This window comes from Prolinoborus fasciculus (assembly GCF_056724605.1).
On the sequence record NZ_JBWZQN010000006.1, the window covers coordinates 19,174 to 44,893 of the forward strand.

Consider the following 25,720-nt stretch of genomic DNA (forward strand, 5'->3'; position numbering starts at 1 on the left):
GTGAATCCCCTTTTATTCTCTCTATTTTTTGAATCTGCTGAATGGATCTGTTTCGTTTTTTTCTGATTCAGCTGCTGCATATAAACCCGCTATCGACTATGTTCACTGCTCTCTGTCGTAGCCTTTGATGCATACCTTCCGCAAATACAGCTTTTTTAAATGCATCGATTTTTGCTTGAAGAGGTGCAGCATTCTCAACCGAAATCCAGACAAGTTCACCCACCTCAACATGGGTAGTGCGTTGAGCAAGATGATTCAGTTGAAGCTGTTTTGGCTGATCGGCATCGCGCCATTTTCGGACTGTCCAGCCGATCATTTTCTGATGAAGCATTCTGTATCCAATCTTGTATCCAAGTTTGAATACAGTTATGCAGAACTTATGCCAGTTTAATTTTCTATATTATTTTCAATATTTTAATAAAATTTAAGATGTATAAATTAGGGAGAATTTCGTTAGATGATTGTTTTTGGTTCAGGCTGTTTTCAATTCAGTGCAAAAATTATTCTGAAACTCATATTGCATGATCTGCATCATTTCAACTTTTGCAATACTCATATAAAAGCCCATCTGTTGATGAGCTTTTAAGTGAACTATTCTATTTAAAGCTTAGGGTAGCAATAAAAATTGAGTGTATTAAATACCCGAATTGAAGGATTTGAATCAGCGTGCATTCGTCGTTGCCGTAATTCATTACTTCACAGGAATCATTAAGTGCTGATAAGGCGTCCCAGACCACATGACATAGGGCACAGCGGTATCGGGTTGCGTATGCTTAGGATACATATCATAGAAACGAGCTTCAGCACCGACGATTATGACATGGGGACCCGTTTTAACCCAATGATTGCCCGCACTAGGCTTCTTGGCATAGGGATCGACATTACTGGCATCCGTACCGCCTGCTAGCATATACATAAAGCCTACTTTCCCGACTGTGGGGGGTTATGTCCCATCCAGGCTTCTGCCCATTCTAGAGCGGCCTGATCCATGCACATCGGATCTGGACCTGGCGTGGTCGGATTATCCGGCATACAGGTAAAACCATTATTGCCCTTGCGCAAGGTACGCATTTTGCCATCTGTACCGACAGCGACAATCGTGGCCGCAGCGGCTACTTTCTTAGGTCCAGCAGTCATGGCACTCGCGATGGCTTTCTTATCGGCGGCAGATGAAGCTGCGCCTGAGCTGGCTTTGCCCGACATGGGCGGTTCAACGGCTAAAGCGGCAGGTGCAGACAGCGCGACCCATCCCGCCATAAGCAGTAATTGAGGAAAATTCATGGCACATTCTCCTTGAATCATCCTGAAGAAATTGGATTTAGGTTCAGATCAAGTTGGATTAATCTGAAATTTTTGTAACGGATCCTTATAGAGTTGAGGGATAATTTGAGTTGATCAAAAGAAAGGAGAAGATTTAACTATTGCAGTGAAATTGCGCTACACAGCAATATCAACTGCAATGAAAGACAATATCTTTGGCGCTTAACCACGAAATGCTGCTTCGATCACGGAGATGTCAATTTTCTTCATGGTCATCATCGCATTAAATGCGCGCTTGGCCGCAGCACGGTCAGGACTGTTACAGGCGTTGATGAGGACCACTGGCGTAATCTGCCAGGAAATGCCCCACTTGTCTTTACACCATCCACACTCACTTTCCTGACCGCCATTGCCAACAATGGCATTCCAGTATCGGTCTGTTTCTTCTTGGTCTTCAGTCGCCACCTGAAATGAAAATGCTTCATTGTGTTGAAAGTCAGGGCCACCATTCAGTCCAATGCAGGCAACGCCCATCACCGTAAATTCGACGGTGATAACATCGCCTTCTTTTCCGGAGGGATAATCTCCGGGTGCAAGATTGATCGCGCCAACTGAGGAGTCTGGAAAGGTTTCTGCATAAAATCGTGCTGCACCTTCGGCATCGTCATCATACCAAAGGCAGATGGTGTTCTTCGCAATATTCATCATGTTCAATCTCCATTGATTTAGGTCTTACGCGCTCTGCCTAAGCACAATGTGTCTTATATATCGGTCGAGAATATTCATATGACCCCTTGTCTATCTTTCACCAAAAACAGAATAAACCTACTTTAGAATTGTATTTTTATTGATCGAAAGCTGTTTCAAAGTGCTTAAATTGATGCGTTTCCAGAGTTTGTCACTGAACGATGGATTGCTTGGAAAATCGTGAATCAAAGAAAATGAATTGACCGTTTCGAGATATTAAAAAAATTAGTGATATAAGGGTCTGTTGACATTTACTGTTCATAATTAACCCTATAAAGGTAGCCATAAAAATATACAGGCTAAAGCAACAGAACTTTGATAATTTCTTTTGAGCTTGTCATATCGAGTAGCTATTCCTCTAAATTGCTTTAATCTACAAAACATATTTTCAACTAAATGCCTGATTTTATATAAATACCAGTCCATATGATCATTGTTCGATTGGCTATTTGTTTTCTTTGGTATATTCGCTTTAGTCCCTGTTTTCCTGATCTGTTCACGCAGTGGTTCTGAATCATAGCCTTTATCTGCACATACCACTTTTGTCTCTTTTAAATCTAATGTTGATATTAAATCAGGTGCAACTTTAACATCATGTGTGGTTCCATCGGTAATCACGAAATCAATAGGATTGCCATGTGCATCAACAATCAAATGTATTTTTGAGGAGTTTCCTCCTACACTTTTAGAAATAGATTGATTCGCTATGCGGGCAGAATGTTGATGAGCACGTACATGAGAGCCATCAATAAAAATCCACTCCATATCGGGGCATGAGGCTAGTAATTTGAATAATCTAAGTAACTTACCGCTGCTTGACCAACGATTAAAACGTTTAAAAATAGAGTTTGAATGACCAAAACAACAAGGAATATCTCGCCACGGACAGCCTGTTCTAATTCTATAGAGAATAGCTTCAATAAAATTGCGTAAATTTGAGTTGTGGTGAATGGATAAATTACGCAGAATAACTTTCAACTTTTGCCAGTGTTGATCTGTCAGCATAGTACGAGGCATAGCGAATAGTAAAATTGGGTTTGGCGATTTGATTTTACTACTTCGCTATTTTTTTAAGCTAAAAGTGTCAACACACCCAAATACTTTTTTAGTTTTTTAACTTTGAGACTGCTGGCAAAATTAGCCGAAATTTAAATCAGCAGATACGGAATAATATAAAATTGCAGCTCATAATTATTTTTTACTTTTCCAGAATTCCCACTTAGACTAGAGCACAATTTTGTTGCATATGCTTTTTGCCCTATGACCATTCAGGAATTAAGAAGATACCTTCGTAAAACACGTCGTCATCTCTCTAAATTTGAGCAAAGGCAGTCCGCACAAAAAGTTCTAAACCGCCTGATCCGCAGTCCAGAATTTATTCACGGCCAACATATTGGCCTGTATTTGCATGCTTTTGGGGAGATTCAGACCCAGGCGATTATTGAACGCTGCTTTAAACTGGGCAAACAGGTGTATCTCCCAGCGATTTGCGACATGAATCAACAGCTGGTCTGGATCCGGATCACCCAGCATCAATATCATAACAAGCGCTTTGCCCATCATCGGCTGGGTATGCGAGAGCCCATGAGCACCCGTGGTGTGCATGTTTCCAACCTGGATTTATTACTCATGCCGCTATTGGCCTGTGATACTTCAGGCACACGGATTGGGATGGGCGGCGGTTTTTATGATCGTACCTTGGCTTCTGCGCCTGGGCGTCCGTTCCGTCTGGGGCTGGCACATGACTTTCAACTGCTGGCACAGCCGTTAAAACGTGAACCATGGGATCAGCCTCTTGATGCTTTAATCACCCCGACAATATTTATAAAGTTCAAACGTTAATTTTGCAATTTTATCCTTGCTAACTACTTTAAAATCACATAATTAGTCATTTTTTATACAATTTAATCTTAACTGCCCTTGTATTTTTAAAATTACCCATCACTATTAAAAGCATGGCAACACCGTTGTCACTCATTAGGAGTGCTCATGTCTGAAATTATTATGAATCAAGAAACCTTAGAGCCTCAGGTTCCAAGTGTATTACCCCTTTTGGCGCTGCGTGATGTGGTGGTTTATCCACATATGCAAATTGCGCTGTTTGTCGGTCGTGAAAAATCGATCAATGCAGTTGATGTGGCTCGTAACAGTGACAATCTAGTATTTGTAGTTGCGCAAAAAGATTCGCTTACAGAAGAAATTGATCACGACAATTTATATCAATACGGTACTGTCGCGAAGATTGTGCAAGTTGTGAATCACGAAAATGATGAAAACTGTATTAAAGTCCTGATCGAAGGCCTGCACCGTGCCAAGCTGAAAACTATCATTGACGAAACTGAGTATCTGACAGCAGAGCATGAACTCAGCCCAATGACGGTGAGCGTCGATGCAGACACCCAAGCTGTGCGCTTGCAGGAATTACGTGCGCTTTTCGCTCAATATGCAGAAGCGAAACTTCGTAATGCGCGTGAACTGATCACCGCAGCCAACAAAATTGAAGATCTATTACAGTTATTGTTCTTCGTCGCAACCCGTGTTCCCTTGAATATTGATGTCAAACAGAAATTCCTGGAACATGACGAATTCGAAGCGCATTTGACTGAGCTGATGACTTATCTATTGCAACAGTCTGAAGAACAACAGATTGAGCAAACCCTGCATGATTCTGTTAAACGTCAGATGGAAAAGAACCAGCGCGAATATTTCCTGAATGAAAAAATGAAAGTCATTCAGCGCGAGCTTTCTGATATGAACGGCGGCGCGGAAGACGATGTCGCTGAAATTGAAAAACGTCTGGCTGAAGCAGATTTGCCTGAGCATGTACGTAAAAAAGCAGAAGCTGAATTCCGTAAATTAAAAGCGATGCAGCCTGCTTCAAGTGAAGCTGCTGTGGTACGTAACTATCTGGAAGTCATTCTGGATACACCATGGAATAAAGCCAGCAAAGTCAGCATTAACCTGAGCAAAGCACAGGAAATTCTGGATGCAGACCATTATGGTCTGGACGATGTCAAAGATCGCATTGTGGAATATCTGGCAGTTCAGTCACGCGTGAAAAAATTGCGTGGCCCGATTCTGTGTCTGGTTGGTCCTCCAGGTGTGGGTAAAACTTCACTCGGTGAATCAATTGCCAAAGCAACTGGTCGTGAGTTCGTGCGTATGGCACTGGGCGGCGTGCGTGATGAAGCGGAAATTCGCGGTCACCGTCGTACCTATATCGGTGCGATGCCAGGTAAAATTGTGCAGTCATTGACTAAAGTGGGTGTAAAAAACCCGTTGTTCCTGCTCGATGAAATCGACAAGATGGCGCAAGACTACCGTGGCGATCCGGCTTCTGCGATGCTTGAGGTACTTGATCCATCACAAAACAACAAGTTCAGCGATCACTATCTGGATCTTGATCTGGACCTGTCTGAAGTGATGTTTATCTGTACCGCGAACAGCATGAACATTCCTGAGGCCCTACTGGACCGTATGGAAGTGATTCGTCTCCCGGGTTATACCGAAGAAGAGAAAGTCAATATTGCGGACCGTTACCTTGTTCCTAAAGCAATCAAGAACAATGGTCTACGTGCCAAAGAATTGACCGTGCATGAAGAGGCGATTCGTGACATCGTGCGCCGTTATACCCGTGAAGCCGGTGTTCGTAACCTTGAACGTGAAGTGTCAAAAATTGCACGTAAAGTGGTAAAAGAAGCGGTTAGCAAGAAAGCCAAAAACCTTCAGGTTGAAGTGACCGCAGGAAATCTTCCAGATTACTTGGGTCCACATAAATTTGACTACGGTATGGCGGAAGAAGAAGCGCAAATTGGCCGTGTAAATGGTCTGGCTTGGACTTCTGTCGGCGGTGAATTACTGACCATTGAAGTTGCAGCAGTCCCAGGTAAAGGCAAGTTCATTACCACCGGTTCTCTTGGCGATGTCATGAAAGAATCGATTACCGCTGCGATGACTGTAGTGCGTACCCGTGCGGATGAACTCGGCATCGAAGCCTCGCGCTTTGAAGAAACCGACGTGCATGTGCATTTACCTGAAGGCGCAACACCGAAAGATGGTCCATCGGCAGGTTTGGCTTTGACTACAGCATTGGTATCTGCTTTCACGGGTATCCCGATTCGTCCGGATATCGCGATGACAGGTGAAACCAGTCTGGGCGGTCGTGCGCTGCGTATCGGTGGCTTGAAAGAGAAACTTTTGGCAGCCCATCGTGGTGGCATCAAGCTGGTATTCATTCCACAGGAAAACGTACGTGACCTGGCGGAAATTCCAGAAAATGTCAAAGAAGGTCTAGAAATTAAAGCCGTAAAATCGATTGATGAGATTTTACCGCTGGCACTGACCTCTTTGCCAAAAGCCTTGGTTAAAGCACCAATTGTGAAAACCAAAGAAGAAGCGAAAGCAGCGCGTCATTAAGACTTGATGTTTCATATAAAAAACCCTGCTTCGGCAGGGTTTTTTATTGAGTTATTGAATAAAACAACTGAATTATGGCTGTAACGCCATCGCAACCAATCCATCAATCACATGGGCCATCTTGTTCAGATCAAGCTTGTCTAAGGTATCTAATTCGGTATTGTAATAAGGATTACGATAACTCGCAGTATCGGTAATCAGCATGGTCGAATAGTTGAATTTGGCATAATTCAGATAACCAGAAAAATTCATATCCTGAGCAAAACTTGGGCTGACAAAACGCTGACACTCCAGATGGTTAAAACGCTGCATGGCATCACAATAATCTCCAGTCAGGCCAGTTGAGGCTAAATGCCCAATGGCTGCAATGAAATTGCCATGTCGTGGATAAATCCATTTTAATCCCACCGGATAGCTCTGCACCTGATGTTCATCAAAATAACCAATCGAATCCAGAATCACCACGCCCTCAATTTTCTGCTTCTGCTTTTTTAAAGACTTGGCATGCATATAACTGCCCATATGTTCTGTCTTGAAAAAAGGCGGCTCTTCAAGCGTATAGAAAGCAAATTCGACATCATGTTTGAGCTTGGATTTTTGCAGGGCCAGTAATCTTGCAGTTTCCAGTAAACCCGCTACCCCTGAGGCATTATTATCAGCACCGTTTCGGGCACTAAAGACATCATAATGTGCCCCCATCACCATCTTGGTTTTGGCTTGAGTATCCAAGCTACAGATGACATTTCGGTAACTCAGGTTATTGACCACATAAACCTGAAACTGGCATGGAATACCAAAGCGCTGCATCTGCCCTTTGATCCAGGCAGATACCCGATTCAGCTCTTTTAAATTTTTATAATTTCGGTATTCATCGACACTCATGATCTGGCTAAAAAATAATTCCAGATGAGAGACCTGAGCATTTTTGCTCGAATTGGCTGCACAGAGACTAGGCCCCATGAGGCCTATCAGTAACAGCAGCACAGTACAACATCCTTTTATCATGACACTGTTCCGCATTTATTATTATTCCATTCCTTTATCAAGCGGATACTTGAACTAAGGACATTAAAGCAACACTAAATCTCTCATTTCAATTTCAATTTGTTTCCCTGCTCAACTTCATGTTGTTTGATCGTTATAATGAGGTATCCAATTATTGATCTGTCTGTATGAAAATCCGTATCCTGACCATTGGTCAAAAAATGCCAGCGTGGGTGCTGACTGGTTTTGAAGATTATTTCAAACGTATTCAGCCTTTTGTACAGACCCAGATTATTGAACTGCCGATGGCCAAGCGCGGGAAAAATGATTCTGAAGCGGATATTCTGAAATACCGTAATATTGAGGGCGACAGTATTTTAAATGCGCTCAAGCAGAATGAAACCCTGATTGCGCTTGAAGTGGGCGGACGTGAATTCAGTACCGAAAAACTGGCTGAAACCATGAAAGGCTGGATGCTGGAAGGCAATGATATAGCACTTGCGATTGGCGGGCCGGATGGTCACTCAGAAGCCGTGCGTAAAGCTGCTGCATGGCACTGGTCACTTTCCAAGTTAACCCTGCCGCATCCACTGGTACGTGTCATGCTGATCGAGCAGCTTTATCGTGCCATGAGCATCAATAACAACCATCCTTATCATCGGGCAGGCTAATGATTTTGCTGAAGCGTTCTTTATATGCAACGTTTTGTTGAATAATCTCTTCTGCTCTTATTTCTATTTTTCATGCATTATTGAGGCATCTTTCCAGATGTGGTTTGACTTATGAACTTACAAACGTTGCCCGGCTTATTTATTTCTCATGGCTCTCCTATGCTGGCGCTGAATCCTGAGCAAGTGGGTCCTGCCTTGCATCGTTTGAGCGAAAATCTGCCACGCCCGGAAGCGATTATTGTGATGTCTGCGCATTGGGAAAGTGATGCGTTGGAAGTCAGTAGCGCAATTCGCCCAGAAACTTGGCATGATTTTCGTGGTTTCCCGCCTGAACTTTATCAATTACGCTACCCTGCACCGGGAAATCCTGAATTGGCCGAGAAAGTCTTAGGCTTGCTGGCCAATGCCGGCTTTTCTGCACATGCCAACAGTACTCGTCCGCGTGATCATGGGGTATGGATGCCGCTGCTACATATGTATCCAGATGCCAACATTCCCGTGGTAGAAATTTCCTTACCCATGTCGATGAGTGCGGATGAGATTTATCAGATTGGTCAAAGTCTCGCACCTTTACGTGAACAGCAAATCCTGCTGATTGGTTCGGGCAGTATTACCCATAATTTACGTGAACTGTCTTGGGATGGATCGGCTGCTGATGTACCCGAATGGGCCTCAGGCTTCCGTAATTTTGTGGTGCATAAACTGACGCACAATGATTATGATGCTGTACTGGACTGGTCCAATATTCCGCATATGGCACGGAATCATCCAACGCTGGAACATTTTGCTCCGATTTTCTTTGCGATGGGCACAGGTCAGCGTTTTAGTCTGGTACATAGCAGTTTCACCATGGGTTCACTCGGTATGGATATTTACCGCTTCGATTAATCTTGCTTCAGCGCTAAAATCTTAATGATGGATACATTTTGCAACCCAAAGCTGCGAAATGTATCCATATTTTTTTGCAATACATCCATTATTATTGTTTGAACTTTATATACTTCATTATAAGTCCATGAAATTAAAATTTATTGTGCTGGCATTATTGCCTTTAACTTTTGCAGGCTGTCAGTCCAGTGATATTCAACGAGCTGGAGATCTTGCGGTGGCCACCATCCAACAAAAAAATGCAGATCAGATTCTTCCAGCCTATTACTGGGAACTGAATCGTGGACTAGAACGACCCGTTGTACTGAGTTTCAACGCTCAAGGCCGGCTGAGCGCCGTGACGGGCTGTAATGGACTCGGGACGACCTGGTCAGTCAAAAACAATATCATCACCACCAGCGAAGTTATAGGCACTGAAATGGCCTGTGATGCAGCATTGATGGAGCAGGAACGTTTTGTCAGCCAACTTTTACAGAAGCGTGACATTCCTTTTACGCTCAATACCACAGATCCTGACAAGCCGACCCTGACGTTGATGGCCGCAAATGGTCAAACCTATGAATTTATCGGGAAAATGACTCCGGAAACCAAATACCAAGGACAGGCTGAAACAATTTTTCTGGAAATTGCTCCTGACACTAAACCCTGTACCGGCGTGGTCCAACAAAGTTGCTTGCAAGTCAAAGAAGTGAAATATGATCAGAATGGCCTGAAAACTCAGGTCGATAAGGACTGGACTTTATTCTATGATCAGATTGAAGGTTTTCGGCATTCACCAAATGAACGGCAGATTATTCGGGTCAAACGTTTTGAAATTAAGCATCCGGCAGCTGATCAATCGAAATATGCCTATATTTTTGATATGGCGGTTGAGCGTGAAATAGTTAAGGGTGCTCTTTAAGGCTAAAAATACCAGATATAAAAAAACCGGGGCAACAGCCCCGGTTTTTTCAGCTTAGACTAAGTCAGACTTAGAATACGCCTTGAGCAAGCATTGCATCAGCAACTTTTACGAAGCCCGCAATGTTTGCACCGTCAACATAGTTCACAGTACCGTCTTCTTTAGTACCGAATTTCACACAGTTACGGTGAATTTCTTTCATGATTGCGTGTAAACGCTCATCAACTTCTTCGAAAGTCCAGCCTAAACGCAATGCGTTTTGCGACATTTCCAGACCAGAAGTTGCAACACCACCTGCATTTGATGCTTTACCTGGCGCATAAAGAATTTTCGCTTCAACGAACTTCTCAACAGCTTCAAGTGTAGAAGGCATGTTCGCGCCTTCAGCTACACAGATTACACCGTTTGCAAGAAGCTTAGCAGCGTCGTCTGCATCCAGTTCGTTTTGAGTCGCACATGGCAATGCGATATCACACTTGATACCCCAAGGACGTTGTCCTTCAAGATATTCGAAACCATGTTTAGATGCGAATTCTGAAATACGGCCACGTTTTACATTTTTAAGTTCCATGACTTCAGCAAGAAGCGCCTCAGTGAAACCGTCTTTAACGTGAACTGTACCGGCAGAGTCAGAAAGTGAAACCACTTTCGCACCGAGGTACATTGCTTTTTCAGCAGCATATTGCGCAACGTTACCAGAACCTGAAATCGCAACGACTTTATCTTTGAAGCTTTCGCCACGAGACTTAAGCATTTCCTCAGCGAAATACACAGTACCGTAACCCGTTGCTTCCGGACGTGCCAATGAACCACCGAAAGTTAAACCTTTACCAGTGAATACACATGCCGTGTCGTTACTTAATTTTTTCATCATGCCGGCCATGTAGCCCACTTCACGACCGCCTACACCAATATCACCTGCAGGGATATCTGTGTTCGCACCAAGGTGACGATACAGCTCGATCATTAAAGCCTGGCAGAAACGCATGATTTCGCCTTCTGATTTGCCTTTAGGGTCAAAATCAGAACCGCCTTTACCGCCACCCATAGGAAGTGTGGTTAAAGCATTTTTAAATGTTTGCTCAAAGCCTAAGAATTTTAGGATTGAAAGATTCACTGAAGGGTGGAAACGCATACCACCTTTAAATGGACCGATCGCTGAGTTGTACTGTACGCGGAACGCACGGTTTACTTGAGTCTGACCTTGGTCATCTACCCAAGAAACTCGGAACTGGATCGCACGTTCTGGCTCAACTAGACGTTCTAGTAAACCATGTGCTGCGTATTGTGGGTTCTTTTCAATGAACGGCCACAAACTGGTCATCACTTCTTCTACAGCTTGAAGAAATTCTGGTTGATGTGCATCACGTGATTTTACGTAATCTAGGAACTCATTAAGTGTGTTGTATTTCAACGCTTAATCCTCAGCAGAAAATGGATCAAAATTGGTCAAATTTACAATCAATGTTAAATTTTGGCGCAAAATATTAAATATCTTTTGTAACTAATCTACAATACTTTTTTTGAAAATACTTTAAAATTAATTTGATAACAAATATTTATATTGATTATGAAAATTTTTTCTATGTCAGGAAATGCCAATCGAATCAAGGCTTACATTCAGATTTATGCCTAATAATAAGGCACAAGTTGACCCTTAATTGCGCACGACTTAGGAGTTTAAAAATATGTTAAAATTGATGAATCGACATATTTTGTTTCACTTACTCTCTCATGCTTGCCATGAGTAACGCTGGTTATACATGAATTCGCCCATTTCTCTGGTCCAATCGATTGACGCTTTACTCCCTCAAACCCAATGTGGACTCTGCGGTCACCGTGACGGATGTTTACCTTATGCCCAGTCGATTGCTGAGGGGGAAAATGCCAATAAATGTGTGCCGGGCGGACAGCCTGTTGCCGATGCTTTGGCTGCATTATTAAATCGTCCTAAACTTCAAGCTGAAGAAAGTGTCTGGCCAGTTCAAGCCGATGGTCGACCTCAGCGCATCAAAGCCGTAATTCGTGAAGATGAATGTATTGGCTGTACCAAATGTATTAGCGCCTGCCCAGTCGATGCGATTATTGGTTCTGGTAAACTGATGCATACCATTCTGACCGACCTCTGTACCGGCTGTGAACTATGTATCCCGCCCTGTCCGGTAGACTGCATCGATTTGGTTGAAGATCAACAACCTTTGCCGACTGAAGTACAGCGCATTGCGGAACAGGATGATTTACGTCAGCGTTACTATGCGCACATCCAGCGTGAAGAAAAACGGCGTAGCGATCGTAAGGGGCCTGTGGTCCGTGCAGAAATTGATACGGCCCTGTTTGCCCGTTTCTCTGCGTTAAATGAGCAACTTCCCGTGATTGAAGTGGTGAACAAGCCAGCGAATGCGCCTGTAGCCCTCGATTCCAAGACCACGATTGAACTGGCAAAACTACGTACCCAAATTAAAAAACTGGAAAAACAGCTTTCGGTTCGTGAAGATGCTCGAAAACGTACCCAACTGGAAGAACTGACACAGCAATTACAGGCTTTACAGGGATAGAACATGACCACAGCAAAGGCCAAGCCCGTTAAAAACATGACCAAAAAGCAGATTCAGACCTTTTTTGAACGCCTGCGTGAACAGCGGCCTAACCCAAAAACCGAGCTGAATTATTCCAATCCCTTTGAATTACTGGTCGCGGTCACGCTCTCTGCTCAAGCTACCGATGTCAGCGTCAACAAAGCCACAGACAAACTCTTTCCAGTCGCTAATACACCGGAAGCCATTTATGCGCTAGGTGTGGACGGCTTGAAGGAATATATCAAGACCATTGGTTTATATAACTCGAAAGCGGTCAACGTGATTAAGGCCTGCGAGATGCTGATTCAGAAGCACAACAGCATCGTACCGGATAATCGTGCGGATCTTGAAGCCCTGCCGGGTGTAGGTCGTAAAACGGCGAATGTGGTACTGAATACGGCCTTTGGTCAGCCGACCATGGCGGTTGATACCCATATTTTCCGGGTAGGTAACCGTACCGGACTGGCAGTTGGCAAAAATGTGCTGGAAGTTGAACACCGTCTGGTCAAAGTCATTCCTAAGGAATTTATCATTGATTCACATCACTGGCTGATTTTACATGGTCGTTATACCTGTATTGCACGCAAACCGAAATGTCATGAATGTGTGGTAGCAGATGTGTGTAACTGGCCGGACCGATTCGAGTTTGGCGCAGCCCGCCCGATTGCAGTGAAAAATATTGAGCTTGCTGAATAGAACGGCGTGATCAAGCTGGGATAAAAATAGGTGACCAATGTGTCACCTTTTTATCGACTATGAGAAGAGTGCTTTTCGTTCAAACCAAATTCTTAGCTGAGCTGAACTATTATGGATTATTTATCCTGATCTTGTTCAGCCTGTTCCTGCTGCTTGCGCTGTTCAAGTTCAGCTTGTAATTTTGGATGAAGCTGGCGCTCAGGCCGCTTTGCTGCATTTTCAGCACGTTCTTCCTGACGTACTTTGTTGAGTATTTTAAAACTGATATAGAACAGACCTACCAATACTGCCAGAAAGACTACCATCAACACCAATACGCCAAATTTCATAGCAACAAGTACCCTGCTCAAATACGCAATAAAAAAGAGCCCTAATATGACTTAGGGCTCTCTGATTGTCAAAATCATCGTCAGCCGATTATTTTGCCTGATCCAGAATCGCGAAAAGATCAGTCTGAACTTCATCGATTGGACGTAAACCGTTTAGCTTGTCATAAGTTGGTGCATTTTCACCAGACGCTGCACGGCCTTGGTAGAAACCAACCAGTTGCTCGGTTTCAGTGTGGTAAGAACCTAGACGCTTGCGAATTGTTGCTTCCAGATCATCAGGACGCTGAACCAGATCTTCACCCGTTTCGTCATCCTTACCTTCCACTTTTGGCGGATTGTAAACGATGTGATACACACGGCCAGATGCCGGGTGCTGACGACGGCCAGAAAGACGTTGTACGATCTCTTCATCCGGTACATCAATTTCAATCACGTGATCAATAGTGATGCCTTCATTTTCCAAAGCTTCTGCTTGAGGAATGGTACGCGGGAAACCATCAAAAATGCAGCCGTTTACACAGTCAGGTTGCGCAATGCGCTCTTTCACCAGACCAATGATCAACTCATCAGAAACCAAACCGCCATTGTCCATGACACTTTTAGCTTGTAGACCTAATTCAGTTCCTTCACGAATTGCAGCACGGAGCATATCACCGGTTGAAATTTGTGGGATATTGTAGCGCTTACAGATCAACTGAGCTTGTGTACCTTTACCTGCTCCAGGTGGTCCGAGTAAGATAATGCGCATATATAAACATCCTCATTTAAACAATATGTATGACGCCACGACCACAATCACCCGATTGTGTCCCCCGACATCTCATTATAAGAAAGCCACAAACAAATGGATTAAACCCGCGACAAAACCGGTTACCCCACCCAATAAAATCAGAATCCATTCATCTTCCTGAAATGCAGGACGTAAAAGATTCTGAAACTCCTTCGGAGTCAACTCACGTATGCGGTCTCTAAACATTTGATAGATTTTCTGTGCACGGCTCGCATTAAATGCTGGGTCGCATACAGGTACCATCGTAATTTCAATCGAGCGATCGATCAAGTCCGTCTTGAGTTTTGCATACTCTTTTGGTCCTAAAGACAGCTGTAAAGAGGTCCGAACCAGGGGTGTTTCCATAATTTCATTAATATGACGTTTGATAATGCGGCGGGTTTTATCTTTTCTGCCACCATACATCATCTCGGTCATGATCGATTTTAACGTAATCAGATCTTCTGTGACTACACTTGCGAAGACGTCAGAGACTTCATCCTGACGTTTCATAAATGCGCCTTGTATGTTATAGGTGCCGATACGAGGAATCACCGGTTTGATCCATGGAAACTTGCGGTTTGTGGTGCGAGCAAAGAATTGCGGGTACTTCACCGGGTGTGGATAGAGCGGATTGAAGACCATCCAGATCGCGATCCAGTTGGTCAAAAAGCCCCAGATCGCAGCCCAGAACGGTACAGTCCAGTGCCACGGCACTACAAACCAGACAATCATCTGAAAAATACCAAAGAACATCCCGATGAGGGCACTGATATGCCAGATAAAGTTGATCTCTTTTTGACCCACTTTCAGGAACATACGCACCATCAAGCGACGGTCGCCTTCCATCTGGCTCACTACCATTTCACGCATATCTACCAGTGACTCGACGTTCATGGTCAGCTCAGTCACTAATTCACGCAAAATTGCCGGCATTTGTTTTTGCGCTTGTGCATAAATTCTGCGCTTAATAGCAAAAGGCAGGTTTTCCCAGAGCACCGCATTGCGATCCATCATCACTTCATCAATCAGATGTTCCAGTTCGAAACCGACCTGCTCGCCGATGATGCGTGCCATATCATCCGGATCCATCGCCTGTAAAAATTCGCGAATGGAGCCTAATTTCGACAGTGTGTTATCGGTAATAATGCCTGAAATACGTCCAGCTTTGCGTGGCACAATCCCTTGCCAGCCCACAGGCAAAGGCCCCAGATGGAAACCCCAAAAATTGATCGGATAAAAGACCATTTTCAGCGCCATCCAGACGTGAGCCCAGGTTACAAATGCAGTCACTGGAATAATGCTGAGCACGGCCCAAAAATCCGGGCGGTTTACAAAGGTTTGCCACAACTCGTTGACGTACTCAAGCATGCATAACTTCCATATTTAATTTTTTGTTCACAGAATACACATATTAATAAGGTCGAATATTTTGTCTATAAACCGATACTTAAAGTATAGGAAAATTGTAGCCGGGGTTCTGTTTCAGTCACAGCACGACCATTTCGGTCTTCGAGTTTCTCTCCGGCACCGATCCCGATACTAAAACTGCTGATCCGTTCTGAACTAAGCAAAACATAGGCCAAATCAACGCCTGCACCTAAACGACCTTCATACTCACCATCAACCTGTTTGCTGTCGATATGCCCAGCATAAACCCCGACATAATAACCATTTTTATCTTTGCCGGTGAGATGTGCAGGATAACGAAAGCCTGCCTGACCGCCAATCGTACGATCATCATCCAGAAAAACACCACCTTTCACATAAGCAATCCCATAAGGGTTCACCCATTCGGTATTTAAATGCAGTAATTTCTGGGTAAAACCAACACCCACATTAAAGGCTTTTGCCTGAGCAGGCTCTATTTTGGTTGTAGTAGTACTCATTTGATCATGTGCATAAGCCCCGTTCGCCCACAATGCAAACGCTAACAAAGGGTAAACCTTGTTCATTCCTTCACCATCTTCCTTAATTATAGTTTTTGGTATAGTCCTATTTTTATTAGATTTTACTCTAGCAGAATTATCACAACTCTTATATACAGCACTTTACAATTTTAATGTCTGCAAAGTCAAAGCTTAAAGGAACTGATTGCAAGGGCAGTTTTTCATTATCAAATCAAGTGCAGTTGCGTTAGAATACTCCACTTTGATTCTTTTCTACCACTCTCAGGTCTTAAGTCGATCGCGTATGAAGCAGCACTTTCCTTTAAAAAATGCACAACAAGAAAAGCGCATCTATCGCAGTCGAGTCTTGATTTCCATGGGTATTGTCATTTTCTTCATGCTGCTGCTGGTCAGCCGCTATGCCTATTTGCAACTGTTCAACTTTGAAAGTTTTACTACAGCTTCTGATGAAAACCGGATTCGTCTGCAACCCCTACCTCCAGCGCGTGGTTATATTTATGACCGAAACGGCGTTCTGCTGGCCGATAATTACCCAGTATTTACTGCCACTTTAAGTCGTGCTGACGTACAGGATATCGATCAAACGCTCGAACGCCTGAAACCGATTCTGGAATTGACCGAAGAAGATCTTGAACGCTTTCAAACCCGGATTAAAACAGCACGTAAAACCGAACGGGTTTCAATCAAGCTCAACCTGAATGAAAATGATATTGCCCGTTTCAGTGAAGTGAAATATCAATTTCCGGGCGTGAATATTGAAACCCAGATGACCCGCTACTATCCGCATGGTGACCTGTTCGCACATGTGATTGGTTATGTCGGTCGGATTAATGACAAAGAACTGAAATCAATTGATAAGGATCTCTATGCTGGAACCAACCTGATCGGAAAAATCGGTGTGGAAAAATCCTATGAAGAACTTTTACATGGTGTGCCGGGAAATGAATCGGTAGAAGCAGATGCCTTTGGTAATGTGCTGCGTCATTTGGGCCGTAAAGATCCGGTACGTGGTAATGATCTGTTCCTGTCACTGGATTACGGCTTGCAGGTAGTCGCTTCGGAGCAACTGGCCGGGCGTCGTGGCGCGATTGTGGCGATGAATCCCAAAACCGGGGAAATTCTGGCGCTGGTCTCCAGTCCAAGTTTTAACCCTAACCTGTTTGTGACCGGGATCAGCACCAAAGATTATTCGTTCCTGCGTGATAACCTTGATCAACCTTTATATAACCGTGCCGTGCAAGGGGTTTATCCGCCTGGCTCTACTATTAAACCAATGTTTGCACTCGGTGGTCTGCATCATGGTTTGGTGGACTGGGATACCACTATTTCTGATCCGGGTTATTTCAGCCTGCCGGGAGACAGTCACCGTTTCCGTGACCATAAAAAATCCGGGCATGGCGCAGTGAATATGCATAAGGCCCAAGTCGTCTCCTGTGATACTTATTTCTATGTCATGTCCTACCGCATGGGTATTGAAAAAATGAATACCTGGATGCGTCAGTTTGGCTTTGGGGAAAAAACCGGCGTGGACTTACCAAGTGAAAGCTCAGGACTGTATCCAAACCCGGAATGGAAAATGCGTACCCGCAAGGCCAAATGGTCACGTGGTGAAACCATTTCTGTCAGTATTGGTCAGGGTGCTTTTACTTCAACGCCATTGCAGCTGGCTATGGCCACAGCCATTACCGCCAACCATGGCAATAAAGTCATTCCCCATGTTCTGCGCGAAAGTCGCGGTGCCAAACCGTTCAAGGTGCATAATGGCACGCATGGCAAGATCGATTTTAATGGTCAGGAAGAAGACTGGATCAAAATGCGTGATGCGATGGTGGACGTAATTCAATCCGGTACAGGCCGAGGCATCAAAAGCGGCTTACAATATTCTATTGCCGGAAAAACCGGTACGGCACAGGTAAAAAGTATTGCTCAGGGCAAGCGCTATAATGAATCCTTATTGACTGACCGTCAGCTGGATCATGGCTTGTTTGTCGGTTTTGCACCTGCTGAAAATCCTGAAATCGCGATTGCAGTTATTCTGGAAAATGGTCGCGGTGGTAGTGCCGCAACGGCTCTGGCCCGTCCAATTTTTGATTACTGGTTACTGCATAAAGATAAAAATCCGGTACGCCCACAAGGCCACCAATTAAGTGGTGGTCTGATGACGGCCGGAATCAAGCCAGCTGAATTGCCAAGTGGTGCAGGCATGTTGAGTCAGGATGCAGCATCTAGTGCCGTTCCAGCCAGTGACCAGCCCGACAATGCTGCTCCGACTTCTGCAAATACGGCTGCATCTCCCGCAGCAACACCTGCTCCGACACCGGTAGAGCGAGATTAAAGATGAAAAACCAGCTTCGAATTATTGGTGGTGACTGGAAACGCCGCCAACTGCCTTTTGCCAGCATTGAGGGTTTGCGCCCGACGCCTGACCGTGTTCGGGAAACACTGTTTAATTGGCTGATGTGGGATGTACAAAATGCCCAGGTGTTGGATATTTGTGCCGGTTCTGGGGCATTGGCGTTTGAGGCATTATCGCGTGGTGCTGCATCAGTGGTGATGATTGAGCCGGATCGTACTCAGGCACAATTTCTGACCCAAAATCTGGAACTTTTAAAAGTCACCAAAGCACGTGCACAATTAAAAGTGGCTACGGCGCAGCAAGCTTTGTCTACCCTTCAGGCACAGTTTGATCTGGTTTTTCTAGATCCGCCATATAGCTTAGATTTATGGGAAGAACTAGCGCTAAAGGCAGATCCTCTGATCAAGGACAATGCCTATATTTATGTAGAAGCAGATCGTGATTTACAATTACTTAAATTACCGTCCTCATGGCGTTTAATTAAAAATACCAAAGCCGGTACAGTTCGTGCGGGGCTTTATCAAAAAAGTATTTCTTGATTTAAATTGTTTTGAAGAGCCATTAAAAAAGGATTCCTCAGTGGAATCCTTTTTGTCATTGTAGTCAGTCAAATTTAAAGACTGTGATTAACGATCACGGCGCCAGTCGCGGTTATCTCGGTCACGTTTCCAATCCCGATGATCTTTATGGTCCTTATTTTTCCAGTCATGATTTCTGTGGTCTCGATCATAATGTCCATTACGATCTCTGTTGCCACGATAATCATCATCCCAAGGATCAACCACACAACCGGTTAATGACACAGCCAATACAGAAAGTAATATCACTTTTTTCATCATGTCCATCACCTCTTACTGCACTCTGTCAGTATCAGGCGAGTTCATGGAGAGTGAACGGAGCCATTGTTGCACTCTTGTAGAGATTTATGCATGTTTTATGCATGGCCGTAAACCTCTTTTTACTTAATTAGCATTCATGCTTTTATGAGAATTTGAACTTTCATTTGCATAAATCCAGCTAAATGGAAGCTTGGCTTTTGTTTAAATCTTGAGAATACTGCTGCCTTTGCTTATGACCTGATCTTTATGACTTGGCTGTTATTTATTCTTGGTGCAATGGTCGCAGGTTTTGTCCAGGGGCTGACCGGCTTTGCCTTTGCCCTGATCGCCATGTCTTTCTGGGTCTGGGTGCTGCCTCCGCAACTGGCCGCGCCCTTGCTGGTATTTGCCTCGATCTGGAGTCATGTGATTTCACTCAGTCAGGAAAAAAAGCAGCTAGTTTTATCCAGGCAGTTGGTGCTGCCTTATCTGATTGCTGGTCTGATTGGCGTGCCGCTGGGTACTTATCTGTTGCAGATCATTCAAGCAGATACCTTTAAGATGATCTTGGGATTTTTTCTGGTACTGTGGTGTCCGGTGATGCTATTCAATCCGCAATTCAAAACAATTCAGCATTCAGGAAAATTGACTGATAGCTGCATCGGTTTTATTGGTGGGATATTAGGAGGACTGGGCGGTTTTTGCGGTGCCATTCCTTCGGCCTGGGTGATGTTAAAACAATTACCCAAAACCCAGCAGCGCTATATTTTACGGCACTTTAATTTTGCAATTCAGCTTTTCACGCTGGGTACTTATGTATGGCAAGGCCTGATCAATCAAAGCCATTTACCCTATATGGCCTTGCTGATTGTTTTTGTGAGTATTCCGGCAATTTTAGGCGCAAAACTATTTTATAAAATTTCGGAATTACTGTTCAAACGCATGATCTTAAGTTTACTCTTTAGTGCAGGCTGTTTTCTATTAGCGTCCCAATTCATTTAAACACAAGATCAAGCCGAGTCTGTCTTCCCCGCTAAAGCTTGAATCCGTTGAAATAACTGCTATGTTAAGGCCAATCTTTGTAAATATAGATCATCATTATGCAGATTCGTGATCAGATCGTTCTTGTTACTGGCGGTGCACGTGGTTTGGGTTTAGCCATTACTCAGGCTTTACTGGCTGAGGATGCGCGTGTGGTCGTGAACTATCATAGCAGTCAGCAGCAAGCCGAGCAGCTGGCCCAGCAATATCCTGAACAGGTATTTATTTACCAGGCAGATGTGACCCAAGCTGATCAGGTCCGCGCTTTATTTGCTGCGGCTAAAACCCATTTCGGGGAAGCGATTCATGCTGTAATCAATAACGCACTCATTCAATTTGAATTTAATGGTGATGGACGCCCAAAAGTAGAAACGCTGACTTGGGACATGTTGCAACGGCAATTTAGCGGTGCAGTACAGGCTGCCTTAAATACCACGCAAGCCGCTCTATATGACATGAAACAAGCAGGGTTCGGCCGGATCGTGAATATTGGGACAAACCTCGTACAAAATCCGGTGGTTCCTTATCATGATTATACCGCCGCCAAAGCAGCATTATTGGCCTTTACCCGTACCACGGCGCAAGACTTGGGACAATATGGCATTAATGTGAATATGCTCTCTGGAGGTCTGTTACAAACGACCGATGCCAGTAAGGCCACACCTGACTTTGTCTTTGACCTGATTGCTCAATCGACGCCTTTACGCCGCGTAATCACACCCGAAGAATTCGCCGCTGCAATCCTGATGTTTTTGTCACCTTATTCACGTGCCGTCACAGGACAAAACCTGATTGTAGATGGCGGTTTGGTCAAAGGTTAGTTGTTTAGAGAATGGACTTGGATTTTCAAATTCTGTTGTTCTATTTTTTAACCATTTGGTAGATTAAAAAGGTTTTGTGACCGGGTTTTACTTCTACAATAGTGCGCTCCCATAAAGCCTTTAGTCTACTTTCCATGAAATTTATCACGACATTGCTCAGTACCTTGCTGCTGGCAGGTTGTATGTCCAGCGATTTGAAGAAGTCCGAACAATTACTGCAAAATTTCCATTGTGCCAAGGTAGATACCGCCCAAATGCCACATAGCAGTATGACCGACTATTATCAGCAGATGTTGTATAGCAGCAAATCCAAAGTCGAGTCTTATATTAAGCAATATCATCAGGGTGAAGAGCTGTTTGACCTGCCACTGCATGAAGTGGTGGAGCAACAATATGATCTGTATAAAGATGCCTGCCAAAATCTAGGTGGAATTTTGCCGACTTCTGAACATGCCTCTTAAGTCTGTCAATCTTCATGATGATTAGGCAATAAAAAAGCAGGAGAATTTTCCTGCTTTTTTCAACTCAATTTTAATTCTGATAATAGCGCTGATCTACACTAAAGCATTCAGGAAATTTTGGTTGAATCTCTGCATAAAATGCCATGATTTCTGCCATATCTTTTTCATAATCCCCTGTCGGATAAACGATTTTACCTACGCCAGTTTTCTTCTTGGCATAGTCCATATAGGCCAATGCAATCGGCACACCTGCATTAATCGCTACATGATAAAAACCTGTCTTCCACTGTTCCTGTTTGGCACGCGTTGCTTCTGGCGTCACCAACATCACCAGTTTAGGATGGGTCTTGAATAATTCCGTCATCAGCTGAACCATGCTCGGACGAGGCTCACCCGGCTGTTTAGGACGGCGATCAATCCCGATACCGCCCATAGCACGCACAAAAGGCCCAAATGGCAATTTCATGTAACTGTCTTTAATGGTTAAGCGAACATTTACGCCCAATGCTTTTAAGGCCAGTCGCGCATACAGTGCATCCCAATTACTGGTATGAGGAGCAGCAATCATGACACATTGGTCTAAATCTAGGGGCCAATGGTTATCAATTTCCCAACCCATCAGGTTCAGGCTTTGTTCTGCTAACTTCTCAAACACGTCACGCACCAATTCTATTCAAAATTGTGCGAATTTTAGCAACCTAGGCAAATATAGATAGTGCTCTATGAGCAATAAATAAACAATTAATCTATATTTGTATAATTGGAATTTTTAAATGAATAGTTGATTATTTTTTCCACCTTGAACTTATCTCATACATCAATTTACGGATAGTTCAGATTGCTTCCCAATATCAATAGAAATTTCTTTCTAATTTAAAGGATCCATGCATTAAAAAGCTCTTGACCTCCTAATTTTGGGATATGGCAAAAACGAGGGTCTTTTTATACTGAATCCACATTATAAATTTCAGGAAGATTCTAATGAAAAAGACTTTACTTTGTATTGCTTTAGCGGGGTTACTTAGTGCCTGCGGCGGTTCGGATGATAACTCAAGTACACCTCCAGCAAACAATGTTGGCACTCAAACCGGCGTACTGACGGACGGAATCATTTCAGGGGTGACCTATATCACCAGTAGTGGTGCAACAGGAGTTACCAACAAAAAAGGAGAATTTAAATTTAATGATGATGAAAAAGTAAAATTCTTTATTGGGGGTGTACAACTCGGTGATGAAATTGAAGCCAAAGAACGTGTTACCCCTTTAGATTTAGTCGAAAGTGAAAATGCGCGTATCAACCTTATGGTTTTTTTACAATCCTTAGATGGAGAAGGTGATCATAGCGATGGCATTCAGATTAGTGATGGCACTAAAACAGCCTTCACTGCTGTAAAGCTTAATTTTAACCAAAGTACCACCGACTTCGTAAATGAAGTTGTCACCGAAACAGCCATCACACCAGATCAGTTGATAACACCAGAAAAAGCTTCAGAAAACTTTCAAGCGACCTTCTACAAAGATATTGCCGGTACGTGGGAGATTAACCGTACCGATAACACTGCTGTGTTGATTCACATTCTGGAAGATGGACGCTATGCACTAGGTGAAGCAGAAGCCAAAGATGAGAGTGGTCAAGCAGGCATTGAAATGGGCCGCTTAAAATGGAATGCAACAACAACCGTGATTGAACCGGAAATCCTGCATGACACCAATGGTGAATGGGGACTTTCACATCCTGCCGAGAATAAAGCTTATTCTTTAAACTTTAATGGAACTCAATTAATTCTTACTGAACCAGGCGTTAATGCTGAATACCGTTTAAATCGAGTTAAGCAGTCTAATAGTCTCGTCGGCACGTGGCGACTCAATGAAACGCACCTATTTGCTTTCTTTGATAATAACTATTATTTCTTCCTAGACACTGAAGGTGGAGATGACTGTGGTTGGCCAGGAATTGAATATGGCAAATATACATTGTCAGCAAATACTCTCACCACAACCGAGGTATTATTCGATACCAACGAGTGTGGTGGATTACAAGATAGTTCAAATGGCAGCAAGACAATTGCAAGCATCAATATATCTAACAACAATCTTATCTTACATCCGCAAGGTGAAGATCCTGTAACTTTACAACGTGTTAAATAACCCATATAAACCGGCTTGAATATGAAATTCAGGCCGGTTTAATCAATATGTTCAAATTGAATGGTACAACCCATCAATAAATGCATCAGTTCGATTTGCGAACAACATTGGGTTTTTTCATAAATATTTTTAAAATACGTCCGTACCGAACTCAGCGTAATGCCACACTGTTCTGCAATATCTTCTATTTTATAACCATTAATTAACAACTCACATAAATCAAACTCTCGTTTGGAAAGCTGGTAACACTGTTGTAGGTAAGTTCTTGACAGGGAATAATGCTGGTTTTTATCCGTCATAAATAATGCAATCTGATGCTGAGCAGACTGTAAATGTTGCATATTTCTTAATTTCTTAAAGGGCACTACCGTCAGCATGAATTGCGAGCCTGCCCCATCACTCAACGCCAGGACTCCACCCACTTCAGTTTGAATGGTCGTATCTTCCAGCAAAGCACTTTCCAGAAGCTGATCAAAACGTATCTGCTGACTATAATTGGTTTTTAGACGGTTATGTATATCCAGATCCAGACATGAACTTTGATCAAGCATCTTTTGCGCAATGGGATTGGAATAACTTAAACACAGGTTTTGATCAAGCAGTACAATTCCGGTTTTTAAACTATCCAATACGGTATACAAGCTTAAATTATCTTGCTGAATCAAGTTGATTTGCCGGTGAATTTGCAAAGCCCGGCGTAAATGAATACTGATACGTCTTAGAAAATCCAGCTCAGGCTGTTCAAAAGGCTGTACTTCAGGTGCACGATGAATACCCAGTACCGCCCAACGATAATTCCCCCGATCCAGCAATACTCCCGCCAGATAAGATACACCGCCAGGCTTTAAACACTTCTCATAGAACACATAGTGATCCGTACCCGGCTGTTCTGCATAGTGCTGACAGTTATGACTTAAAGCATCGCCCATCTCGATCGCATTCCATAAGGGCATATGCAGTTTCATATCAATCACTCTGATACGCTCATCTTGATAAGCGGCCAGACTTTCATTCGGGATATTGTGCGTATAGACAAAATCATAGCCTGGATTAAGCTGATCCAGACCGGTAAAAATTGCACTCTTACTTTTAGTATAGCTCACGATATCTTTGATCACGTCCAGCCACAACGATGGCAATACAGCAGCATCATAAATTTTTGCAATCAGATTATTTTCTTGTTCTAATTTCATTATCCCCTCCCCATTATCATTATTTTCTAATCATAGCGTTCAGAATGACTTAACGAAACAGCATAAAGTGACTTTAAACTTGGCTAAAAATTCTTAAATCCTGCTCACTTATCAATAACTCTGGCCTGATTCACCTAATGAATCAAACTTTAACAAGATTGCCCTATTTATCTGTACTGACTACTTTTAATGTAATTCATAACAAATAATTTAATAGGATCAAAACAATGAAAAAATTAACGCTTATTGCTGCGATAGCAGTCGTTATTGCAGGAGCTTTAACTGCCTGTTCAAAGCCCAATGATAATGAGCCGATGAGTAATAATACTCAATCCAGCCCAGCCATGATGGAGCAAAATAACGCGGATACCAGTGTGAATCATGCTGATAGTGCAGAAACTTCGCTAGATTGGGCAGGTGAATACGAAGGTGTTTTTCCTTGTGCTGACTGTGAAGGGATTAAGGTCGAGTTAGATCTCAATCCGGATAAAACCTATGAGCTAAATGAGGAATATTTAGGTAAAGCTGGAAATAATGAGACGGAAACTAAAGGTAGTTTCAGTTTTGACCCTCAAGATCCTTCAATCATCACATTAGATAACAAAGCTGAAAACCGTAAATTCTTTGTTGGTGAAAATTTTGTTGAAGCACGCGAGATGAAATCAGGTAAAAAAATCGACAGTAATTTAAATTATAAATTAGTTAAAAAGTCCGCATCATAATTTTGTAAACGCA

At 43.3% G+C, this 25,720-nt stretch carries 28 protein-coding genes; 14 read left to right on the top strand and 14 right to left on the bottom strand.

What is annotated here, in order from left to right:
* Window positions 1-67 precede the first annotated feature (67 nt).
* The 5 genes from AC1P5O_RS02235 to AC1P5O_RS02255 all read right to left on the bottom strand — a co-directional run bounded on the left by AC1P5O_RS02235 (window position 68) and on the right by AC1P5O_RS02255 (window position 3,024).
* On the bottom strand, window positions 68-331 hold the full coding sequence (locus tag AC1P5O_RS02235) for a hypothetical protein (protein WP_253139391.1): 264 nt from the start codon (window positions 329-331) through the stop codon (window positions 68-70).
* 360 nt (window positions 332-691) lie between these two features.
* On the bottom strand, window positions 692-916 hold the full coding sequence (locus AC1P5O_RS02240) for a hypothetical protein (RefSeq protein WP_253139388.1): 225 nt from the start codon (window positions 914-916) through the stop codon (window positions 692-694).
* A 5-nt stretch (window positions 917-921) separates the two neighbouring features.
* Window positions 922-1,281, bottom strand: coding sequence for a hypothetical protein (locus AC1P5O_RS02245; RefSeq protein WP_253139385.1), 360 nt, complete (start codon window positions 1,279-1,281; stop codon window positions 922-924).
* Between the two features lie 201 nt (window positions 1,282-1,482).
* Window positions 1,483-1,968, bottom strand: a complete 486-nt coding sequence (locus tag AC1P5O_RS02250) for a VOC family protein (protein ID WP_499005563.1) — start codon at window positions 1,966-1,968, stop codon at window positions 1,483-1,485.
* Window positions 1,969-2,277: 309 nt separating this feature from the next.
* Window positions 2,278-3,024, bottom strand: a complete 747-nt coding sequence (locus AC1P5O_RS02255) for an IS5-like element ISAba31 family transposase (RefSeq protein ID WP_348941964.1) — start codon at window positions 3,022-3,024, stop codon at window positions 2,278-2,280.
* A gap of 243 nt (window positions 3,025-3,267) precedes the next feature.
* On the opposite strand from AC1P5O_RS02255, the gene AC1P5O_RS02260 reads away from it, so the two are divergent.
* Entirely contained in the window at window positions 3,268-3,849 is a 582-nt protein-coding gene (locus AC1P5O_RS02260; protein ID WP_253138134.1) for a 5-formyltetrahydrofolate cyclo-ligase, read from the top strand.
* A 147-nt stretch (window positions 3,850-3,996) separates the two neighbouring features.
* Window positions 3,997-6,423, top strand: a complete 2,427-nt coding sequence (gene lon, locus AC1P5O_RS02265; protein ID WP_004279497.1) for an endopeptidase La — start codon at window positions 3,997-3,999, stop codon at window positions 6,421-6,423.
* A gap of 72 nt (window positions 6,424-6,495) precedes the next feature.
* On the opposite strand, the gene AC1P5O_RS02270 is transcribed toward lon, so the two are convergent.
* Window positions 6,496-7,407, bottom strand: coding sequence for a M28 family peptidase (locus AC1P5O_RS02270; protein ID WP_499005565.1), 912 nt, complete (start codon window positions 7,405-7,407; stop codon window positions 6,496-6,498).
* A gap of 188 nt (window positions 7,408-7,595) precedes the next feature.
* On the opposite strand from AC1P5O_RS02270, the gene rlmH reads away from it, so the two are divergent.
* From rlmH to AC1P5O_RS02285, 3 genes are all read left to right on the top strand, one after another.
* Window positions 7,596-8,078 (top strand): 23S rRNA (pseudouridine(1915)-N(3))-methyltransferase RlmH, encoded by a 483-nt coding sequence (gene rlmH, locus AC1P5O_RS02275; protein WP_253138136.1) that lies wholly within the window; start codon window positions 7,596-7,598, stop codon window positions 8,076-8,078.
* 111 nt (window positions 8,079-8,189) lie between these two features.
* Entirely contained in the window at window positions 8,190-8,966 is a 777-nt protein-coding gene (locus AC1P5O_RS02280; protein WP_004646334.1) for a DODA-type extradiol aromatic ring-opening family dioxygenase, read from the top strand.
* A 127-nt stretch (window positions 8,967-9,093) separates the two neighbouring features.
* Window positions 9,094-9,867, top strand: coding sequence for a DUF4377 domain-containing protein (locus AC1P5O_RS02285; protein ID WP_348941963.1), 774 nt, complete (start codon window positions 9,094-9,096; stop codon window positions 9,865-9,867).
* Window positions 9,868-9,937: 70 nt separating this feature from the next.
* On the opposite strand, the gene gdhA is transcribed toward AC1P5O_RS02285, so the two are convergent.
* Window positions 9,938-11,281 (bottom strand): NADP-specific glutamate dehydrogenase, encoded by a 1,344-nt coding sequence (gene gdhA / locus AC1P5O_RS02290; RefSeq protein WP_005262305.1) that lies wholly within the window; start codon window positions 11,279-11,281, stop codon window positions 9,938-9,940.
* 349 nt (window positions 11,282-11,630) lie between these two features.
* On the opposite strand from gdhA, the gene AC1P5O_RS02295 reads away from it, so the two are divergent.
* A complete protein-coding gene (locus tag AC1P5O_RS02295) occupies window positions 11,631-12,422 on the top strand; it encodes an RnfABCDGE type electron transport complex subunit B (protein ID WP_180037734.1) in 792 nt (263 codons plus the stop codon).
* Window positions 12,423-12,458: 36 nt separating this feature from the next.
* A complete protein-coding gene (gene nth / locus AC1P5O_RS02300) occupies window positions 12,459-13,139 on the top strand; it encodes an endonuclease III (protein ID WP_171066336.1) in 681 nt (226 codons plus the stop codon).
* 116 nt (window positions 13,140-13,255) lie between these two features.
* Here nth and AC1P5O_RS02305 read toward each other — a convergent pair whose 3' ends face one another.
* From AC1P5O_RS02305 to AC1P5O_RS02320, 4 genes are all read right to left on the bottom strand, one after another.
* Window positions 13,256-13,468, bottom strand: coding sequence for a hypothetical protein (locus tag AC1P5O_RS02305; RefSeq protein WP_253147638.1), 213 nt, complete (start codon window positions 13,466-13,468; stop codon window positions 13,256-13,258).
* A gap of 88 nt (window positions 13,469-13,556) precedes the next feature.
* Window positions 13,557-14,216 carry an adenylate kinase gene (gene adk, locus AC1P5O_RS02310; RefSeq protein ID WP_253147639.1) on the bottom strand — a complete coding sequence of 220 codons (660 nt, stop codon included), beginning with the start codon at window positions 14,214-14,216 and terminating at the stop codon, window positions 13,557-13,559.
* A gap of 75 nt (window positions 14,217-14,291) precedes the next feature.
* Window positions 14,292-15,608: a DUF445 domain-containing protein gene (locus tag AC1P5O_RS02315; RefSeq protein WP_004279487.1), complete on the bottom strand. Its 1,317-nt coding sequence runs from the start codon at window positions 15,606-15,608 to the stop codon at window positions 14,292-14,294.
* A 65-nt stretch (window positions 15,609-15,673) separates the two neighbouring features.
* Complete coding sequence (locus tag AC1P5O_RS02320) at window positions 15,674-16,192, bottom strand: hypothetical protein (RefSeq protein ID WP_348941961.1); 519 nt, start codon at window positions 16,190-16,192, stop codon at window positions 15,674-15,676.
* 238 nt (window positions 16,193-16,430) lie between these two features.
* On the opposite strand from AC1P5O_RS02320, the gene mrdA reads away from it, so the two are divergent.
* Complete coding sequence (gene mrdA, locus AC1P5O_RS02325; RefSeq protein ID WP_005262321.1) at window positions 16,431-18,482, top strand: penicillin-binding protein 2; 2,052 nt, start codon at window positions 16,431-16,433, stop codon at window positions 18,480-18,482.
* 2 nt (window positions 18,483-18,484) lie between these two features.
* Entirely contained in the window at window positions 18,485-19,042 is a 558-nt protein-coding gene (rsmD, locus tag AC1P5O_RS02330) for a 16S rRNA (guanine(966)-N(2))-methyltransferase RsmD (protein WP_004279484.1), read from the top strand.
* Window positions 19,043-19,129: 87 nt separating this feature from the next.
* Here rsmD and AC1P5O_RS02335 read toward each other — a convergent pair whose 3' ends face one another.
* Window positions 19,130-19,342 carry a hypothetical protein gene (locus AC1P5O_RS02335; protein WP_004646324.1) on the bottom strand — a complete coding sequence of 71 codons (213 nt, stop codon included), beginning with the start codon at window positions 19,340-19,342 and terminating at the stop codon, window positions 19,130-19,132.
* A gap of 246 nt (window positions 19,343-19,588) precedes the next feature.
* On the opposite strand from AC1P5O_RS02335, the gene AC1P5O_RS02340 reads away from it, so the two are divergent.
* The 3 genes from AC1P5O_RS02340 (at window position 19,589) to AC1P5O_RS02350 (ending at window position 21,644) form a co-directional block, all read left to right on the top strand.
* Window positions 19,589-20,323, top strand: a complete 735-nt coding sequence (locus tag AC1P5O_RS02340; protein ID WP_004730222.1) for a sulfite exporter TauE/SafE family protein — start codon at window positions 19,589-19,591, stop codon at window positions 20,321-20,323.
* 98 nt (window positions 20,324-20,421) lie between these two features.
* A complete protein-coding gene (locus tag AC1P5O_RS02345) occupies window positions 20,422-21,183 on the top strand; it encodes a 3-oxoacyl-ACP reductase (RefSeq protein WP_348941958.1) in 762 nt (253 codons plus the stop codon).
* Between the two features lie 134 nt (window positions 21,184-21,317).
* Window positions 21,318-21,644, top strand: a complete 327-nt coding sequence (locus AC1P5O_RS02350) for a hypothetical protein (protein ID WP_071850601.1) — start codon at window positions 21,318-21,320, stop codon at window positions 21,642-21,644.
* Between the two features lie 70 nt (window positions 21,645-21,714).
* On the opposite strand, the gene AC1P5O_RS02355 is transcribed toward AC1P5O_RS02350, so the two are convergent.
* Window positions 21,715-22,299, bottom strand: a complete 585-nt coding sequence (locus AC1P5O_RS02355; RefSeq protein WP_499005573.1) for a 1-acyl-sn-glycerol-3-phosphate acyltransferase — start codon at window positions 22,297-22,299, stop codon at window positions 21,715-21,717.
* Window positions 22,300-22,625: 326 nt separating this feature from the next.
* Between AC1P5O_RS02355 and AC1P5O_RS02360 the strand changes: the two genes are divergently transcribed.
* A complete protein-coding gene (locus AC1P5O_RS02360; protein WP_348941957.1) occupies window positions 22,626-23,792 on the top strand; it encodes a hypothetical protein in 1,167 nt (388 codons plus the stop codon).
* A gap of 38 nt (window positions 23,793-23,830) precedes the next feature.
* On the opposite strand, the gene AC1P5O_RS02365 is transcribed toward AC1P5O_RS02360, so the two are convergent.
* On the bottom strand, window positions 23,831-24,985 hold the full coding sequence (locus AC1P5O_RS02365) for a LuxR C-terminal-related transcriptional regulator (RefSeq protein ID WP_348941955.1): 1,155 nt from the start codon (window positions 24,983-24,985) through the stop codon (window positions 23,831-23,833).
* A 227-nt stretch (window positions 24,986-25,212) separates the two neighbouring features.
* Here AC1P5O_RS02365 and AC1P5O_RS02370 point away from each other — a divergent pair, with 227 nt between their 5' ends.
* The gene (locus AC1P5O_RS02370; protein WP_348941954.1) at window positions 25,213-25,707 is read left to right on the top strand and encodes a copper resistance protein NlpE; all 495 of its coding nucleotides are present in this window, start codon (window positions 25,213-25,215) and stop codon (window positions 25,705-25,707) included.
* Window positions 25,708-25,720 lie beyond the last annotated feature (13 nt).

What these genes read in the sequence shown, in the direction of transcription:
- AC1P5O_RS02235 (WP_253139391.1), bottom strand. Translation starts at nt 331, where the DNA reads ATGCTTCATCAGAAAATGATCGGCTGGACAGTCCGAAAATGGCGCGAT.
- AC1P5O_RS02240 (WP_253139388.1), bottom strand. Translation starts at nt 916, where the DNA reads ATGTATATGCTAGCAGGCGGTACGGATGCCAGTAATGTCGATCCCTAT.
- AC1P5O_RS02245 (WP_253139385.1), bottom strand. Translation starts at nt 1,281, where the DNA reads ATGAATTTTCCTCAATTACTGCTTATGGCGGGATGGGTCGCGCTGTCT.
- AC1P5O_RS02250 (WP_499005563.1), bottom strand. Translation starts at nt 1,968, where the DNA reads ATGATGAATATTGCGAAGAACACCATCTGCCTTTGGTATGATGACGAT.
- AC1P5O_RS02255 (WP_348941964.1), bottom strand. Translation starts at nt 3,024, where the DNA reads ATGCCTCGTACTATGCTGACAGATCAACACTGGCAAAAGTTGAAAGTT.
- AC1P5O_RS02260 (WP_253138134.1), top strand. Translation starts at nt 3,268, where the DNA reads ATGACCATTCAGGAATTAAGAAGATACCTTCGTAAAACACGTCGTCAT.
- lon (WP_004279497.1), top strand. Translation starts at nt 3,997, where the DNA reads ATGTCTGAAATTATTATGAATCAAGAAACCTTAGAGCCTCAGGTTCCA.
- rlmH (WP_253138136.1), top strand. Translation starts at nt 7,596, where the DNA reads ATGAAAATCCGTATCCTGACCATTGGTCAAAAAATGCCAGCGTGGGTG.
- AC1P5O_RS02280 (WP_004646334.1), top strand. Translation starts at nt 8,190, where the DNA reads ATGAACTTACAAACGTTGCCCGGCTTATTTATTTCTCATGGCTCTCCT.
- AC1P5O_RS02285 (WP_348941963.1), top strand. Translation starts at nt 9,094, where the DNA reads ATGAAATTAAAATTTATTGTGCTGGCATTATTGCCTTTAACTTTTGCA.
- AC1P5O_RS02295 (WP_180037734.1), top strand. Translation starts at nt 11,631, where the DNA reads ATGAATTCGCCCATTTCTCTGGTCCAATCGATTGACGCTTTACTCCCT.
- nth (WP_171066336.1), top strand. Translation starts at nt 12,459, where the DNA reads ATGACCAAAAAGCAGATTCAGACCTTTTTTGAACGCCTGCGTGAACAG.
- AC1P5O_RS02305 (WP_253147638.1), bottom strand. Translation starts at nt 13,468, where the DNA reads ATGAAATTTGGCGTATTGGTGTTGATGGTAGTCTTTCTGGCAGTATTG.
- adk (WP_253147639.1), bottom strand. Translation starts at nt 14,216, where the DNA reads ATGCGCATTATCTTACTCGGACCACCTGGAGCAGGTAAAGGTACACAA.
- AC1P5O_RS02315 (WP_004279487.1), bottom strand. Translation starts at nt 15,608, where the DNA reads ATGCTTGAGTACGTCAACGAGTTGTGGCAAACCTTTGTAAACCGCCCG.
- AC1P5O_RS02320 (WP_348941961.1), bottom strand. Translation starts at nt 16,192, where the DNA reads ATGAACAAGGTTTACCCTTTGTTAGCGTTTGCATTGTGGGCGAACGGG.
- mrdA (WP_005262321.1), top strand. Translation starts at nt 16,431, where the DNA reads ATGAAGCAGCACTTTCCTTTAAAAAATGCACAACAAGAAAAGCGCATC.
- rsmD (WP_004279484.1), top strand. Translation starts at nt 18,485, where the DNA reads ATGAAAAACCAGCTTCGAATTATTGGTGGTGACTGGAAACGCCGCCAA.
- AC1P5O_RS02335 (WP_004646324.1), bottom strand. Translation starts at nt 19,342, where the DNA reads ATGATGAAAAAAGTGATATTACTTTCTGTATTGGCTGTGTCATTAACC.
- AC1P5O_RS02340 (WP_004730222.1), top strand. Translation starts at nt 19,589, where the DNA reads ATGACTTGGCTGTTATTTATTCTTGGTGCAATGGTCGCAGGTTTTGTC.
- AC1P5O_RS02345 (WP_348941958.1), top strand. Translation starts at nt 20,422, where the DNA reads ATGCAGATTCGTGATCAGATCGTTCTTGTTACTGGCGGTGCACGTGGT.
- AC1P5O_RS02350 (WP_071850601.1), top strand. Translation starts at nt 21,318, where the DNA reads ATGAAATTTATCACGACATTGCTCAGTACCTTGCTGCTGGCAGGTTGT.
- AC1P5O_RS02360 (WP_348941957.1), top strand. Translation starts at nt 22,626, where the DNA reads ATGAAAAAGACTTTACTTTGTATTGCTTTAGCGGGGTTACTTAGTGCC.
- AC1P5O_RS02365 (WP_348941955.1), bottom strand. Translation starts at nt 24,985, where the DNA reads ATGAAATTAGAACAAGAAAATAATCTGATTGCAAAAATTTATGATGCT.
- AC1P5O_RS02370 (WP_348941954.1), top strand. Translation starts at nt 25,213, where the DNA reads ATGAAAAAATTAACGCTTATTGCTGCGATAGCAGTCGTTATTGCAGGA.